This is a genomic window from Thiohalocapsa halophila, from assembly GCF_016583825.1.
Taxonomy (GTDB): domain Bacteria; phylum Pseudomonadota; class Gammaproteobacteria; order Chromatiales; family Chromatiaceae; genus Thiohalocapsa; species Thiohalocapsa halophila.
Window position 1 is genome coordinate 1 of the sequence record NZ_NRRV01000090.1, and the last position, 14604, is coordinate 14604.

The window sequence follows — 14604 nt, forward strand, 5'->3', positions numbered from 1 at the left end:
CCTTGGTGCGTTGGCACGGCGGCAGCAGAAACGCCACGTCCGTTTGTTGGCAACGGCTCAAGGCGCTGCTCGCCTGCTGCAGGAACGCCTGCCAAGGCGCGTGATCGCCCCAGTGCGCCTTCAATTGTGTCGCCACGGCATGGGAGATGTCGTAGGTCTGCACGCAATTCGGCGCCTGCCGGCGATACAGCGCGATGCCCTTGCGCAGGTCGCTCCCGTGGTCGGCGACGATCTGCACGGGCGCCCCCGTGCGGGCACTCACCTGCTCCAGCACCGCCGCCACCCGAATCCCGTTGCTGTTCACCATCACCTCCACGGCCAGCACCGTCATGTCGCCATGGCAGGGCGAATAACCGGCCTCGGCCAACCGAGCGGCGGGAATGCCGAGCACCACCAAACACTTCAGCGTGCCCAAGGCCACCGTGTGATCCAGCACGAAAATCCAATCGTCGCGGCGCGGCGGCGGACGCTTCAGCACGCCCAAGCCCAAGCGACAGCACCAATTCAGCACGGTGGTCGCAGCCGGAACGCCCAGCGGCACATACGGCGAGAACAGACGCAGGACCTTGCCGACCCCGCGGCAGCCGAGGCCGATCCGCAGATACAGCGCCATGCTCAGCTGTATCGCCTCCAGCGAATAGCGATGGTTGGCGATACGGGTAGGCACCAATGCCCCGGGCGACTCCCCGTCGGCGTCCTCGTCGGTGTCCTCGCCCGATGCGTCGTCCGCCGGGCTGCGGCCCTCGGCCGACAAGGCCCGATCCTTCCAGTAGGCACGGCTGCGCTCCAGGTCGCGGATGCGCACCTGCGCCGAACGCAGGCGCTGCTGACGCTCCAGCGCCTTCTCCTTCCAGCGCTCGCGCGCGTGGCGCGCGAGACGCAGCAGTCGGGAAACGGGAGTCTTCGGATTGTTCATGCGCCGCGCACCTCGGATCGGTTGCACGCCATGCCGAGCGTAGCGGCGTGCCAGCAGATCGAGGGATTTTCAGAGGTTCCCGTCAACTCTTCAAGCCCCGCCTCCGCTTTCCTCGCCAAGAAGCTGTTCTGCATGAACGAGCGGGGGCGGATTTTGCGGAAACTGAACTACCTAGCACCCCCCTGACGACCAACAGGAGGATTTCCGGCAGCGGATAGAGCTTGTTGCGCTCAATGCGAAAGTCCGGAACCGGAGCAAAATGCTCAATAATGCTGGCAGACACGAGAAACTCCTCAAAGGCTTTCTCGAATAATGCCTCACCCAGCTGATTCTCCGCTGGTTTATGTGCGCTCGCCCTGTCGTCTCGGCGGGCTTGACGTGGAACCCTGGTAGGCTTGTGATATTATTGTGTAGTTTCGGAATGCTTTCGTGCGCGGCGAGCAGCTAAATGCGCCTGATAGTTGACCTAGGACAGGGATTACTGTTACGCCCTCCCTCCGGCAAATTGGTCCCGGTGTCAGACTAGTTATGGCCTCCACCGTGCCAGGATTCCGGGGACGGCTTCCGGGGACAGGGGGGCGGGGTCAGGTCTCACACTGCCCACAGACGAAGGCGGAGGGCGCATGAAGGAGGCAGGCCCGGCAACCAAGCACGCGCTCCACTACCGGCGCGACTAGCGGCGAAGTTACAGGCTCAGGGTTTCGCACGAGGTCGACGCGCATGCAGACCCCACGCGTGCGCCGTAGCTGCCAGCCGGCGACAGTCGGCAAGCGTGCACGTCACCGCAGCCCATGCTTGCTGCGCCAACACCCTCGGCGTCGACATGCGTGGGCGCGCCTCGGGGATGAAGTCCGCCGGTGGCAGGTTGTTTGGAAGCCGCAGCCGCCCCAGTGCGTGCTTGACACCCATTTCCCAGACGGCAGCGGTCGAGAGCAACAGCCTGTTGCCGCTGTCCTCCAGCAGGGTCCTTGCGTTGATGGAGAGCAACATCGCTGCGCTCGTTGCGGGCCGGCTGGAAAGCCAGCGCTCCCAGTCTGCCGCCGACGAGGCTCCCCGGTGTCAGATCTGAACAACGCCTACGACCAGCACAACGCGGGGATGCTCTTCGCCGACACCGTGGACGTCGACATGACCCTGCTCTATGGGCGCTTCCTGCCGCTGTTGCCGGAGGCGGCGCAGGTCCGCGACACCGGCTGCGGCTCGGGTCGCGATGCCCTGGCGTTCGCCAAACGCGGCCATCGGGTCACCGCCTTCGATGCGTCCCCCGCCCTGGTCGCGCTGGCGGCATTGCACGGCGGCCGAGGTGTCGGGCCTGGACGAGGTGGAGATCTGGACCACCGGCGATCTGCGGCCCGGCCGTGGCTCGGGGCGGTGGCTGAATAAGATGTTGCGTAGGACGGTGGCCGTGGCTGTACCTTGGTTGGCCTCGAGGCGCGCAGCGCCCGGCGACGCGTGACACCGCTGGAGCGGTGTCACGAGACGGACGGTGTCGAACGTTTGGTCGGGTCCACTGATGTAACCTTAGACTCAAGGAATTGGACAGACAGGCGCTTGCCCCGGAGACCGATGCGATGACCACACGCGAGCAATACGTCGTTGACGAAGCCGGCAGACCCACCGCGGTCCTGGTCCCACTTGATGAGTGGGAGCGGATCCAGGAGGCGCTGGAGGAGCTCGGGGATATTCGCGCCTACGATGAGGCGAAGCGGCAGCACTCTGACCCCGTGCCCTTTGAGCAGGCGATGGCGGAGATCGACGGGGACGCTGGCATTTGAGGTACACGCTCGTCATCGAGCGCCGGGCTCAGAAGGCGCTGGCGCGCATCGAGCAGCGAGACAGGGGCCGTATCGCGAACGCGATTCGCGGGCTTACTCGTGATCCGCGGCCACCGGGAGTGAAGAGGCTCACTGGGCGGGATGCCTATCGCCTGCGGGGGGCGACTATCGGGTCTTGTACGAGATCGAGGATCAGCAGCTCGTCGTCCTCGTTGTGGACGTTGGGCATCGGCGCGAAATCTATCGCCGCTGATGCGGGTTTCGACCACCGGCGAACTGCGCCCCGGCCGCGAGTCGGAGCGGTGGCTGAATACGCTGTTGCGCAGGGCGGTGGCCGTGGCTGTACCTTGGTTGGCCTCGAGGCGCGGAGCGCCCGGCGACGCGTGACACCGCTGGAGCGGTGTCACGAGACAAACAAGAGGGATGACATGGGCGGCTTCGGTTGGAGAGTGGGGTTACACCAGGGCTGAGGGCTGAGGGCTGCGGAAGGCATCGGTGCCGGCGACCGGCGAAGCAAGCGCCCGGCCTAGTGCAACGCTACGGTCTCCGGACTCTAACGCGGGTGGGCACTAGGCCCTCGCCCCTCCGCCCTCGCCCCTCAGCCCTCAGCCCTCAGCCCTTCCTACTCCGTCTCCCCACCCGCCATCATCACCATCCGCACCAGCTCGGCCAGCGAGTCCGCGCGCATCTTGTCCATGACCCGGGCGCGGTGGACCTCGACGGTCTTGGCGCTGACGCCGAGGGAGGTGGCGATCTCTTTGTTGGAGCGGCCGTCGGTGACCATAGTCATGACCTCGTGCTCGCGCGGTGTGAGCTCCGCCATGCGCGCGGCGATGTCCGCCCGCTGCGCGCGCAGCGCGCGCTGCTTCTCGTCGTGCTGGAGGGCGTTGCGGATGCTGACGACCAGGGCCTCGTCGTCGAAGGGCTTCTCGATGAAGTCCACGGCGCCGTTCTTCATGGCCTTCACGGCCATGGCCACGTCGCCGTGGCCGGTGATGATGATCACCGGGATGCGGTGCTCGCGCTTGGCGAGATAGGCCTGCAGCTCCAGCCCGCTCATGCCGGGCATGCGCACGTCCAGCAGCAGGCAGCCGGCGCGGCCGGGATAGTAGGCGTCCAAAAAGGCCTGGGCGGAGTCGTAGGTCTCCACGCGCATGCCCATGGACTCGATGAGCCATTGCAGGGAGCTGCGCATGGCCTGGTCGTCGTCGACGACGAAGACGGTCTCCTCCCGGCTCATCGGCCGCCCTCCGCAATCAGCTGCGGCGCGGCTGCCTCGGGCTCGGGCCCGGCGGCGAGCGCCTCCTCGGCCAGGGGCAGGTGCACGTGCAGCACGGTGCCCCGCCCCGGCTCGGATTCGGCGCGGATCTCGCCCCCGTGGTCGTCGATGATGGTCTGACTGATGGCCAGCCCCATACCCATACCGGTCTCCTTGGTGGTGTAGAACGGATCGAACAGGTGCATCATGCGCTCCTCGGGAATGCCGGGGCCGTTGTCGGCGACGCCGACGACGGCCTCGGCATCGCGCACCAGCGTGAAGATGGCAAGATGGCGGTCCGCCACCGACTTGTGCTCCAGCGCGTCCAGGGCATTGCGGACCAGGTTCAGCAGCACCTGCTCGATCTGCACCAGGTCCACGTTCACCGGAATCTCGCCCTCGGCGAGGTCCAGCTCGATACGCAATTCGAGCTTGCCGGTCTCGAACTCTAGGAAGCCGCACACCTCGCGCACCAGATAATTCAGGTCCACGACGCTGCGAATCGGCGCCTGCTTGCCCACCAGGGCCCGCAGCCGGCGGATGATCTCGCCGGCGCGCTGGGCCTGGGAGGAGATCTGACGCATGGCCTCCACCAGGGGCTCGGTGTCCAGTATGCCGCTTTGTAGCCGCCGACTCGCGCCTTTGGCATAGTTGACGATGGCCGACAGCGGCTGGTTGAGCTCGTGGGCCATACCGGTGGCCACCTCGCCCATGGTGGAGAGCCGGCACACGTGCACCAGCTCCGATTGGTGCTGGCGCGACTCCTGCTCCGCCCGGCGCACGGCGGTGATGTCGCGGGCGTAGATGTTCACATAGCCGAGGTCGGTGATGGGCACGAACAGCAGGGAGTAGATCTGCTCGTCTTGGTCGTCCTCGCGCTCGTGGTTCTGGCCGTCCTCCAGCACCGCCTGCACCTCGCCGATCCACACCAGCGGCAGCAGCTGCCCGGGCCCGCTGGCCCAGGCGTTGGTGAGCGGCCGGCTCGCGGCATTGGCGTAGACGATGAGCCCCTCGGCATTCACCCGCAAGATGGGGTTCGGGCTTTCGCTGGCGAACCGGGCCAGGCTCTTGATCTCCCGCTCCGCCGCCTTGCGCTGGGTCGCGTCGTGGATGTAGAGGGTATAGACGCGCTCGTCGTCGATGTCGATGGGCACGATGGACATCTCCACCGGGAAGCGTGAGCCGTCCGCGCGCTTGGCCCAGAGCTCACCGCGGGCATGCGGGCGGCGATGGCCGTGCTGTCGCCGGCCGGACTCCGAGAGCATGCCGAGGAAGGCGGCGTGCTCCGCCGGGTCCAGAAAACGCCGCGCGAAGTCACCGTTGATGGCGTTCTGGGGCGTCAAGCCCAGCATGGCCTCGGCCATCGGGTTGTAGTCGATGACCAGCCCGGCTCGGTCCAGGGTGACGATGGCGTCCAGAGACGCCTCCATGATGGCGGCCTTGAGCGCTTCGGTCTCGCGCATCTCATGGGCGTGGCGGCGGTTCATCTCCTCCCGCGCCTTGAGCACCAGATTGGTGAAGTGCTGAATCCAGTCCTCCAGCAACAGCAGCTGATTGCCGCCGCGCTTGAAGTTGGGCTGCTCGATCTCCAGCGCCCGCTGCGAGAAGCGAGTCATGCGCGCCAGCACCCGGTTCAGCCGCGCGGAGACGAGGTAGATCACCAGCGTGAACACGGCGATGAACACCAGCGCGGCGATGAGCCGCTGGTTGCGCTCGAACTGCACCACCCGCTCGGTCATTTTGTCCACGCTGGAATGCGGGATGAAGGTGGCGAACAGCATGTTCCAGTTGGAGCCCTCGTACTCCGGCAGCGACTGGGAGGTGACGACGAACTCCTCGCCCCACTGCTCCAGCAGGGTGCCGGGGAGCAACTGCTTTGGCTCGTTGGTGGCGAGGATACGCTGCTCGTCGGCGTCCACCAGGGCCACCGCCGAGCTGTCCGCCGAGACGCTGCCCTCGGAGGCCTCGAGAAAGGCTGAATCGATGGGCACCACCACCACTAGATGGCCCATGCCGTAGCCGCCGGCGTCCTCCACCCGGTCGCTCACCACCAGGTAGGGCCGATCGCCGGCCCTGGCCAGCACGGTGTGCACCTCGTCGCCGTCGCCCACCCAGGTGCCGGCGTCGGCGAGCATGTCCGGGGGCAGCGCCTTCTTGCCGGCCTGGTAGATCTCGCGCACCTGGCCGCGGGTGTCCATCAGCAGCACGTGACTCGGCGCCAGCAGCGCATTGCGCTCGAAGAAGTCCGGCAGCCAGAAGGGGCGGAACTGCTCATACACCACCGGCTCCACGTCCTCTTCCGGAAACCAGAACAGCGGCTCCAGGTATTGTGCGAGGCGGCGGTGATTGGCCAGCAGCCGCGCCGTGGCCGCATAATTGTTCATATACTGATCGAAGCGCAGCAGGCTCTCGCGCGAGCGCAGATCGAGCCGCGCGGTCAGCTCTTTGTTGAAGATGCGCTCCACCGCCTTGCTTTGTACCTGATCCAGCACGCCCCAGACCGCGAGCCCTGCCACCAGGCCGATCAGGATCGCGATCAGCGGCATCGGCAAATGGCGCAATAGACGGTACACCGCTGGCTTGACGGAGGTTTTCGGCAGCTTCACACGGGTTTGTCGGGGTCTGTTCACGGCCCTAGTCTAGCCGAAGTGCCTCGGGCCACCGGCACGGACGAGCGCGACGGAACCTTCCGCCGCCACCACGGCCCGATGCAGCAAATCAATGACAATCACCGCTCGCACCCGCACACTGCACCCCATGAGCGACACCCTGACAAGCGCCGCAGAGCCCGGGGCCAACCTCGGCCAGGCCCGTGTCCCGGGCCTGCTGCGCCGGCTCGCTACTATGCTCTATGACCTGATGCTCCTGGCGGGCGTCCTGGTGGTGGCGGCGGCCGTGTTCTACACGCTGTACAACCTGCTCACCGGCAGCGAGGCCATCACGGGCGCGGCGCGGCTGCTGTTTCAGGCCTATTTGCTGGCAGTGATCGCCGCCTACTACGTCTATTTCTGGACCGGCGGGCGCCAGACGCTCGGCATGCGCAGCTGGCGTACTTTGCTGCTGCGCACCGACGGCGGCGTGCCCACGCCCGCCGATGCGCTGCGCCGCCTCGCCTTCGCCGCACTGACCCTGCTGCCGCTGGGCGCGGGTCTGCTCTGGGTGCTGTTCGACCGTGACGGACTCGCCTGGTACGACCGCCTCTCCGGCACGCGCCCGGTGCTCGCCGCCAAGCGCAAGCGCAAGGGTCGCTGACCGGCCGGCAGCCCCGTCCGGCGGCACCCACCGGCCATACCCATCACCCGAGCCGACACAACCAGCGCAAGCGCCGTGGACTACCGCATCATTCCCGTCACCCCCTTTCAGCAGAACTGCACCCTGCTGCGCTGCCCCGACACCGGCGCCACCGCCATCGTCGACCCGGGCGGCGAGCCCGAGCGCATCACCGCGGCCCTGGCTGCGATGCATGCCGAGCCGGCGATGATCCTCCTCACCCACGGCCATCTGGACCACGTGGGCGCCACGCCCGCGCTGGCGGCGCAGCTCGGGCTGCCCATCGTCGGCCCCCACCCCGACGACGCCTTCTGGCTCGACGCGCTGCCGCAGCAGGCGCAGATGTTCGGCTTCCCGCCGCACGAGGCCTTCCGGCCCGGGCGCTGGCTCGCCGATGAGGACGTGGTGGAGCTCGGCAACCGCCGCCTGCGGGTGCTGCACTGTCCCGGCCATACCCCCGGTCATATCGTGCTGTTCGACGCCGACGCCCGCCTCGCGCAGGTGGGCGATGTCATCTTCGCCGGCGGCATCGGCCGCAGCGACTTCCCCCGCGGCAACCACGCCGACCTGCTGCGCTCCATCCGCGAGCGGCTGTTTCCCCTGGGCGACGATGTGCGCTTCATCCCCGGTCACGGGCCCATGAGCACCTTCGGCGAGGAGCGCCGCACCAATCCCTTCGTCGGCACCGCCAGCTGAGGGACCCGGCTGACCGACCCGGCTGACCGACGGGCCGCTCCTGCGAAGCACCGCCCCGCGGTCCATACTTTGGATAACCACGAGCGCAGGAGCAGCCCATGCCCAAGACCGACTGGAGCGCCCGCAGCTCCCCCGGGCACCGCCGGCCCTGGCTGGTGCCGCCGGGCACCGACCCCGCCGCGAGCCCGAATACCCCGAATGCAACCCCGGCCCCCTCGGCCAAGCCCCGCTCCGCCGCCAGCAAGTCCAAGAAGCACTTCGTCGAGCCCTACCCCTACACGGCCGCGCAGCGCACGGCCATCGAGCGGGCACTGGCGGACTGCGAGCTCGGCGACGCGACGGCGCGGGAGATCTTCATCGGCGCCATCGCCTACGACCTCGCCGTGCTCGCCGCGGGCCTCGACGAACAGCGCGAGCCGGAAACCAGCGCGCCGCAGGCCGCGGCTACGGACACCGCCACCGCGCCCGAGCAGGCCGCAAGCCAGCCTAGCGGTAAGCGCGCAGACGCCGGGGCCGGCGCCGAGGAGCTCGTCGCCGAGCGCGCCCGCGCCCTCGCCGATGCGCTCGCGGTGCTGGACGCCCGGACGCGCGCCCACCTGACCCATCGTCTTACCGACAGCGACCCGCTGCGGCGTGTCTACGCCGACGCTTACCTCGATGCGCTCGGCGCCGAGCTGGCGCACCTCGGACATGCCCTGAGCAAAGCCGAGACCACCCAAGACGCCGCGTCGGCGGCAACCGCGGACGCCGGCCAGCCCCGGTCCCGGGCTCGTGCCGAGCCGGCATCGCCTCCACCGGCGTCCGCCGCGGACACCGAGGCCATGGCACTCGCCTTCATCCGCCACGCCGCCCAGGTCTACGAGCAGTGCTTCGACGACCGCCCGGCCGCCGCCGCGAAGGCCCCCTTCGCGCAGGTGCTGCGGGCCGTCGCCAAGGCCACCGACACCGCCATCCCCACGGACACCGGGTTGCTGCAGCGCGCCCTGAGCTGAGCAGAAGGCGCTGGAGAGGCCCAAGGGCGCCACAGCCCGGTTTCAGCGACAGCCTGTCTGCACAGCCGTCGGACCAGCGGCGGCCGCGGCGCACCCGGCGGGCCGCGGGTCCGCTACAATCGGCGGTTTTGCGCCGCCACCAGCCCGCCGATGTTCTTCAAGCAGCTTCTGGACAAGACGCGCAGCCGGCGCCCGCCGGATGCGGCCGCCCTCATCGAGACGGCACGCAATGCGCCGGACGCCGCCGCCCGGCGCGAGGCCTGCCGCGCGGTGGTGCAGCTGCAAGTGCTGCAGGGCATCGCCGACGCCGACGCCGACGCCGGTGTGCGCGATCTCGCCATGGCGCGCTTCCGCCGGCTCCTGTGCGGACAGGACGAGCAGGCCCCGACGCTCGCCGAGCGCAGCGCAACGTTGGCCGCTCTCGACGACGAAACACTCCTGGCGCAGGTGGCGCACGAGGCCGTGGAGCCCGAGCTGCGCCGCTCCGCCATTGAGCGCCTCCAGCACCCCGAGCACCTCGCCACCTGCGCCGTGGACGACCCGCTCGCCGCCAATCGCCACGCCGCGGCCGAGCGCCTGCACGATCGCACCGCGCTGGAGGCGGTGCAGCGGCGCGTCGGCAAGCGCGACAAAGGCGTCTACCGCCTGGTCAAGGAGCGCCTGCGCGCCATGGCCGAGGCCGAAGAGCGCCCGCGCCGGCTGCGCGCGGCGGCCGATGCGGTCTGCGACAAGCTCGAGCGCCTGGGGCGCTATGACAACTGGTCCCAGGACCAGGCCCTGCTCCAGCACCTGGACCGGGAGTGGGCCGAGATCGAGGCCGCCCTGGGCGCCGAGCTCGACACCGAGCGCCGCAGCCGCCGCGAGCGGCTGCGCGCGGATTTCCTGAGCGCCTACGAGGCCCATGCGGCTGCGCATGCCGCAGAGCTTGCCGCCGCCGAGGCCAGTGCCGCCGACGCCGGGCGCCGCGCCGAGCTGATCCGCGCCCTGGCGGAGGCAAGCGCCCTGAGCGACCCGGACGCCCTGTCCGCACGCCTGCGAGAGCTCGCCCGCGACTGGGAGGCCGTCGCCGACGGCGCCCCGGCTAAGGATCAGCGCGCCTACGCCGACGCCGAGGCCGCCGCCCGCGCGCGCCAGGATCAGCTCGCCGCCGAGCGCAAACGCCGGCGCAGCGCCGAGCAGCTGCGCCGCGACGCCGAGGACGCCCTGGCCGCCGGCGCCTTCGAGCAGCGCCGGGTGCAGACCTGCGAGCGGCGCCTCAAGGACCTGCGCGCCGCCGGCGAGGTGCCGGCGGCCACCATCGAGGCCGTCGAGAAGCTCGCCGCGCGGCTCAAGAAGCACCGCGAGCAGATGCGCCGCAAGCTCGCCTCACTGCCGGAGCGCCTCGCGGAGCTGGACGCCCACTTCGCCGCCGGCCGGCTCAAGCAGGCGGAGCCGCTGTATCAGAGCATCCGGGCGACCCTGGACCATGCCCACACCGCCGGCCTGCCGGCGAGCGACACGGCGGCGGCGGAGCGCCACCTCAAGGACATCGCCCCGCAGCTGAAAGAGCTTCAGCGCTGGCGCCGCTGGGGCGCCGACACCCACCGCCAGGCCTTGTGCGAGGAGATCGAGCGCCTGGCCGCCGACACCAAGCACGACCTGGAGCCCCTGGCGCATCGGCTGGCGGAGCTCCAGGACGACTGGCGCGGGCTCGACCGCAACGGCGCCCCGGCGGACGACGCGCTGTGGCAGCGCTTTCGCGCCGCCGCCGAGACCATCCGCAACCGCTGCAAGCCCTTCTACGACGCCCAGACCAAGCTCCAGGCCGCCAACCGCGAGCAGCGCGAGGCCCTGTGCCGGCAGCTGGAAGCCTTTCTGGACCAGGTGGACTGGGCGCGCATGGATTGGAAGAAGGCCATGCGTGCCGCCCGCGAGATGCGCCAGGCCTGGGCGGCGCTGGAGCCCGCGCCGGCGGCGGCGCCGGGCGCCCGCCGCCGCGACCAACGCCGGCCGCTGGAGGGGCGCTTTCGCAAGTCGCTGCGGCGGCTGGAAGAGGCCCTGGACGCCGAGCGCGAGCGCAATCTCGCCGAGCGGCGCGAGCTCATAGCGCAGATGCAGCGGCTGGTGGACGAGCCGGACCTGCGGGCCGCCATGGAGTCCGCCAAGGCCCTGCAGCGCCAGTGGCGGCCGACGGTGACCGGCCGCAAACGCGACGAGAACGCCCTGTGGCAGGAATTCCGCGCCGCCGCCGACGCGGTCTTCGCCCGCCGCGAGGCGGAGCAGCGCGCCCGCAACGCCGAGCAGGACGAGTATCTCGCCGACCGCGAGGCCATCTGCGCAGCATTGGAGCAGGCCACGGCCCGGGCGACGGACGCCGATGCGCTGCGCAAAGCCCTGCGCGAGCAGGCGCAGCAATGGCAGAGCACCGAGGGATTGCGCGTGCCCAAGGCCAAGATCCAGACCCTGAGCCGGCGCTGGCAGCAGGCCCAAGACGCCGCGCACGCCAAGCTCGAGGCCCTGACGGCCGCGGCCCGGTGGGCGCAGCTGGAGGCCCTGGGACGCCGCGCCGCCTGGTGCGACGAGACGGCCCGGGCCCTGGTCGACGGCACTGTGCAGGCGCTGGATGCCGCAGCCCTGGCGGCAGCCTGGGAGGCCCTGCCGGCGGCGGCCGACACCGAGACCGCGCAGGCCCTGGAAGACGCCGCGGCCTTGGTGCTGGCGGCGGCCGGCGGCGACGCCGACGCGCTGGAGCGGCTGCGCACCCACATGGCCGACGCCGTCGAGGCGCGCCGCGAGCTGTGCCTGCGCCTTGAGATCGCCGCCGGCGTGGACTCACCGCCCGAGCTGGAAGCCGAGCGCATGGCCCGCCAGGTGCAGCGCCTCAAGGCCCGTCTGAGTGCGGGCAGCGAGACCGCCGACGACGACGCGGACCCGCTCGCCCTATTGCTGCGATGGTACGCGGCGGCGCCGGCGGCAGAGGCGCCGGATCTCCACGCCCGCCTCAAGTGCATCACGGTCGCACTGCGGCCGGCGGACGCCGCAACGGCCTGATCGACGGGGGCGCCCATTGCCTCGGTCTACCAACACGATAATCCGGAGGTCTTCCCCCTTTTCGCTGCGTTTCCTGTAGCTCGGAGGGGTGCGGGCAGATTCCGCAGCAAGCGGCTCTTGTTGCGCATGCCGAGAGACCCAGGCCAATATTGCCTGCTACCGGCACAGACATGCCTCGGCGTAGGTCGGGCCGACGCCAGGAGGCCCGACAATCAGGCGGTGACGGCAAGCGCGGCGTCGGGCTTCGTGCCTCAGCCCGACCTACGTCAGTACTTCACCGAGCAGCCGTAGGGCCGGGGCACGGCCTTGCCCACGGACTCGCCGGCGGCGAGGTCGGCCATCGCCAGGCGCACATAGTTCTCGGCGCCCTCGACGTCGGCTACGTTGGTGGTGGGCTTGTCGTCGATGCCGCCCATGTAGCATCGCGGAATACGGTGGACTGCGCTCCGCTTGTCCACCCTCCACCCTGCGCTTATCCGAGTGGTCCGAGTTATGGCCAAAGCCAATCTGTGATTCAAGCGGCCGCACGCCAGTCCAGCTCCAGGTGGACACCGGAATAGGGTAAATGCAGCTTGCCGTTCTCGGTCCGGTCGATCAGCCCGATGCCAACGAGTCGCTGCGCGTCGGCGTGCACCGCACGCACATCGCGTCCTACGCCCCGCGCCAGCTCGCGCACCCCGAGCGGACCGGCCCCACACAGGGCCTTGAGAATCGCGAAGCGATTACCGGTCAGCGTGTCCAGCAACTCCTCATGGCTGCGGAACGAGTAACCCGGCGGTTGCGGCTCGCCGCGCTCGGCGGCCTGCACGATGCGCGTGCTCCACTGCGCCTCGGTCTCAACGCGGATCGTCAGTATGTCCATGGGCCCGCCTCCAAATCTCGATATCGTGATGGAACTGCGCGAGCAGGGTGGCCAGATCGACAAAGGTCAGCGGCGTTTCCGTGTCGTCGACATATCGCTGAAGAGCGATAGGCGCGAGGCAGTGGTTTACGCACCGCCGTCTTGAAGGAGGGTCCGACGGGAGCGCAAGACCGCAGGCAGGATACGCGGACGGCCCGTCCGCGGACCGTCCGTACCCGACTCGATGATCCTGCGTCAGTACTTCACCGAGCAGCCGTAGGGCCGGGTCACGGCCTTGCCCACGGACTCGCCGGCGGCGAGGTCGGCCATCGCCAGGCGCACATAGTTCTCGGCGCCCTCGACGTCGGCTACGTTGGTGGTGGGCTTGTCGTCGATGCCGCCCATGTAGACCAGGGTGCCCTGCGCGTCGATGATGAACATGTGCGGCGTGGTACGGGCACCGTAGGCCTTGCCGATGTCGCCCTTCGGGTCCAGCAGCACCGCGGTGGGCGCGGCGTTGCGGGAGGCCGTCAGCCCATCCGCCTGCTCAGCGCTCACGTGGCCCTGCTTGCCGGGGGCGGAGGAGATCACCGAGAGCCACGTGTAGCCGGCCTCGGTGGCCTCCTGCTGCAGCGCCTGCATGTTGCCGGACTCGTAGTGCTTCACCACGTAGGGGCAGTCGTGGTTGGTCCATTCCAGGATCACGGGCGTGCCGCGCAGCTCGGCCAGCGCCCAGGTCTTGCCCGTGGTGTCGGTGCCGGTGAAGGCGGGCGCGGCCTTGCCCACCTCGGGCGCGGCGGCGGCGGTGCCGGCGATCAGGGCGGCGCAGAGGGCGGCGGCGGTGGCGATGGGATGCAGTTGCATGGTCGGCTCTCCTCAGTGGTAGATGACAGCGGATGATGGCTGAGACGCGCTCGGGCCGCCGGCGACTCAGCCGGCACCGATCTGCCGCAGCACGGTGGTCTCGGTGAGCACCTGCGGCAGCACGCGGGGCTCGCCGTCCGGCGGATAAAAGACATAGATGGGCACGCCGTTGCGCCCGAAGCCCGCCAGATAGTCGGTGATGGCCGGGTCGCGGTTGGTCCAGTCGCCCTTGAGGTAGAGCACGCCCCGCTCGGCGAAGGCGCGGGCGACGGCGGCCCGGCTCAGGGCCACGCGCTCGTTCACCAGGCAGGTGATGCACCAGGCGGCGGTCATGTTGACGAAGACCGGCCGACCGTCGGCGCGGGCGGCCGCCAAGCGACCGGCGGAATAGGGCTCCGCGGGCATCGCAGCCGCAGCACCGGCGCCCTCAGCGTCCGCCGCGAGCGCCGGTGGCGCCGGCTCGCGGCCGGTGAGCCCAAGACCCAGCCAAAGCGCGACGCCGAGCCCGAGCGCCGCCGCGCCGACACCGACCCGGGGCCAAGGCGAGCGGGCATAGCGCGTGCGCTCCTGCACCCAGAGCGCGAACGCAAGCACGAGCATGCCGGTGAGCGCCGCGGCGAGGCCGCCGGGCCCGGTCTGCACCGCCAGCACCCACAGCAGCCAGGCGGCGGTGGCGAACATCGGGAAGGCCAGGGCCTGCTTCAGGGTCTCCATCCAGGGCCCCGGCCGCGGCAGGCGTCGCGCGAGCCCGGGCGAGAGGGCCAGCAGCAGGAAGGGCAGCGCCATGCCGAGCCCCAGCGCCAGCACGATGGCCAGGGCCGCCGGCCAGGGCACGGTCATCGCATAACCCAGCGCCGCACCCATGAAGGGCGCCGTGCAGGGCGCCGCCACCAGGGCCGCCAGCGCGCCGGTGACGAAGGCCCCGAGATGGCCCTCGGCGTGCCCGACGCCGCCGCGACCCC

General features: G+C 69.9%; 16 protein-coding genes. 8 read left to right on the plus strand and 8 right to left on the minus strand.

The window, feature by feature from the left end:
* Together CKO31_RS23045 and CKO31_RS23050 are read right to left on the minus strand one after the other, a co-directional pair.
* A partial coding sequence (locus CKO31_RS23045; protein WP_200242110.1) for a hypothetical protein occupies window positions 1-916 on the minus strand: 916 nt, incomplete at its 3' end.
* Between the two features lie 693 nt (window positions 917-1609).
* The gene (locus CKO31_RS23050; RefSeq protein ID WP_200242120.1) at window positions 1610-1906 is read right to left on the minus strand and encodes a PIN domain-containing protein; all 297 of its coding nucleotides are present in this window, start codon (window positions 1904-1906) and stop codon (window positions 1610-1612) included.
* A 66-nt stretch (window positions 1907-1972) separates the two neighbouring features.
* Between CKO31_RS23050 and CKO31_RS23055 the strand changes: the two genes are divergently transcribed.
* The 3 genes from CKO31_RS23055 (at window position 1973) to CKO31_RS27450 (ending at window position 2944) form a co-directional block, all read left to right on the plus strand.
* Window positions 1973-2299 carry a class I SAM-dependent methyltransferase gene (locus CKO31_RS23055; protein ID WP_322789201.1) on the plus strand — a complete coding sequence of 109 codons (327 nt, stop codon included), beginning with the start codon at window positions 1973-1975 and terminating at the stop codon, window positions 2297-2299.
* A gap of 188 nt (window positions 2300-2487) precedes the next feature.
* Window positions 2488-2691 (plus strand): type II toxin-antitoxin system prevent-host-death family antitoxin, encoded by a 204-nt coding sequence (locus CKO31_RS23060; RefSeq protein ID WP_200242123.1) that lies wholly within the window; start codon window positions 2488-2490, stop codon window positions 2689-2691.
* 175 nt (window positions 2692-2866) lie between these two features.
* Window positions 2867-2944: a hypothetical protein gene (locus CKO31_RS27450; protein WP_306341780.1), complete on the plus strand. Its 78-nt coding sequence runs from the start codon at window positions 2867-2869 to the stop codon at window positions 2942-2944.
* A gap of 369 nt (window positions 2945-3313) precedes the next feature.
* Here the strand turns inward: CKO31_RS27450 and fixJ are convergent, their stop codons facing one another.
* Window positions 3314-3931, minus strand: coding sequence for a response regulator FixJ (gene fixJ / locus CKO31_RS23070; protein ID WP_200242125.1), 618 nt, complete (start codon window positions 3929-3931; stop codon window positions 3314-3316).
* Window positions 3928-6555 carry a PAS domain-containing sensor histidine kinase gene (locus CKO31_RS23075; RefSeq protein WP_322789202.1) on the minus strand — a complete coding sequence of 876 codons (2628 nt, stop codon included), beginning with the start codon at window positions 6553-6555 and terminating at the stop codon, window positions 3928-3930. Before CKO31_RS23075 ends, fixJ begins: the two co-directional genes overlap by 4 nt.
* A 115-nt stretch (window positions 6556-6670) precedes the next feature.
* Here CKO31_RS23075 and CKO31_RS23080 point away from each other — a divergent pair, with 115 nt between their 5' ends.
* From CKO31_RS23080 to CKO31_RS23095, 4 genes are all read left to right on the plus strand, one after another.
* A complete protein-coding gene (locus CKO31_RS23080) occupies window positions 6671-7201 on the plus strand; it encodes an RDD family protein (RefSeq protein ID WP_242475610.1) in 531 nt (176 codons plus the stop codon).
* A gap of 75 nt (window positions 7202-7276) precedes the next feature.
* Window positions 7277-7915, plus strand: coding sequence for an MBL fold metallo-hydrolase (locus tag CKO31_RS23085; RefSeq protein WP_200242128.1), 639 nt, complete (start codon window positions 7277-7279; stop codon window positions 7913-7915).
* A gap of 98 nt (window positions 7916-8013) precedes the next feature.
* On the plus strand, window positions 8014-8907 hold the full coding sequence (locus tag CKO31_RS23090; RefSeq protein ID WP_200242131.1) for a hypothetical protein: 894 nt from the start codon (window positions 8014-8016) through the stop codon (window positions 8905-8907).
* A gap of 150 nt (window positions 8908-9057) precedes the next feature.
* Entirely contained in the window at window positions 9058-11937 is a 2880-nt protein-coding gene (locus tag CKO31_RS23095; protein WP_200242134.1) for a DUF349 domain-containing protein, read from the plus strand.
* 266 nt (window positions 11938-12203) lie between these two features.
* Here the strand turns inward: CKO31_RS23095 and CKO31_RS23100 are convergent, their stop codons facing one another.
* Together CKO31_RS23100 and CKO31_RS23105 are read right to left on the minus strand one after the other, a co-directional pair.
* Window positions 12204-12353 (minus strand): thioredoxin domain-containing protein, encoded by a 150-nt coding sequence (locus CKO31_RS23100; protein WP_242475611.1) that lies wholly within the window; start codon window positions 12351-12353, stop codon window positions 12204-12206.
* A 98-nt stretch (window positions 12354-12451) separates the two neighbouring features.
* The gene (locus tag CKO31_RS23105) at window positions 12452-12799 is read right to left on the minus strand and encodes an HVO_A0114 family putative DNA-binding protein (protein WP_200242136.1); all 348 of its coding nucleotides are present in this window, start codon (window positions 12797-12799) and stop codon (window positions 12452-12454) included.
* Between CKO31_RS23105 and CKO31_RS23110 the strand changes: the two genes are divergently transcribed.
* Window positions 12792-12944: a hypothetical protein gene (locus tag CKO31_RS23110; RefSeq protein ID WP_200242137.1), complete on the plus strand. Its 153-nt coding sequence runs from the start codon at window positions 12792-12794 to the stop codon at window positions 12942-12944. The genes CKO31_RS23105 and CKO31_RS23110 overlap by 8 nt on opposite strands.
* 89 nt (window positions 12945-13033) lie before the next feature.
* On the opposite strand, the gene CKO31_RS23115 is transcribed toward CKO31_RS23110, so the two are convergent.
* Together CKO31_RS23115 and CKO31_RS23120 are read right to left on the minus strand one after the other, a co-directional pair.
* Entirely contained in the window at window positions 13034-13642 is a 609-nt protein-coding gene (locus CKO31_RS23115) for a thioredoxin family protein (RefSeq protein WP_200242138.1), read from the minus strand.
* 66 nt (window positions 13643-13708) lie between these two features.
* Window positions 13709-14604, minus strand: an 896-nt coding sequence (locus CKO31_RS23120) for a protein-disulfide reductase DsbD family protein (RefSeq protein WP_200242139.1), incomplete at its 5' end; no start/stop codon positions are given.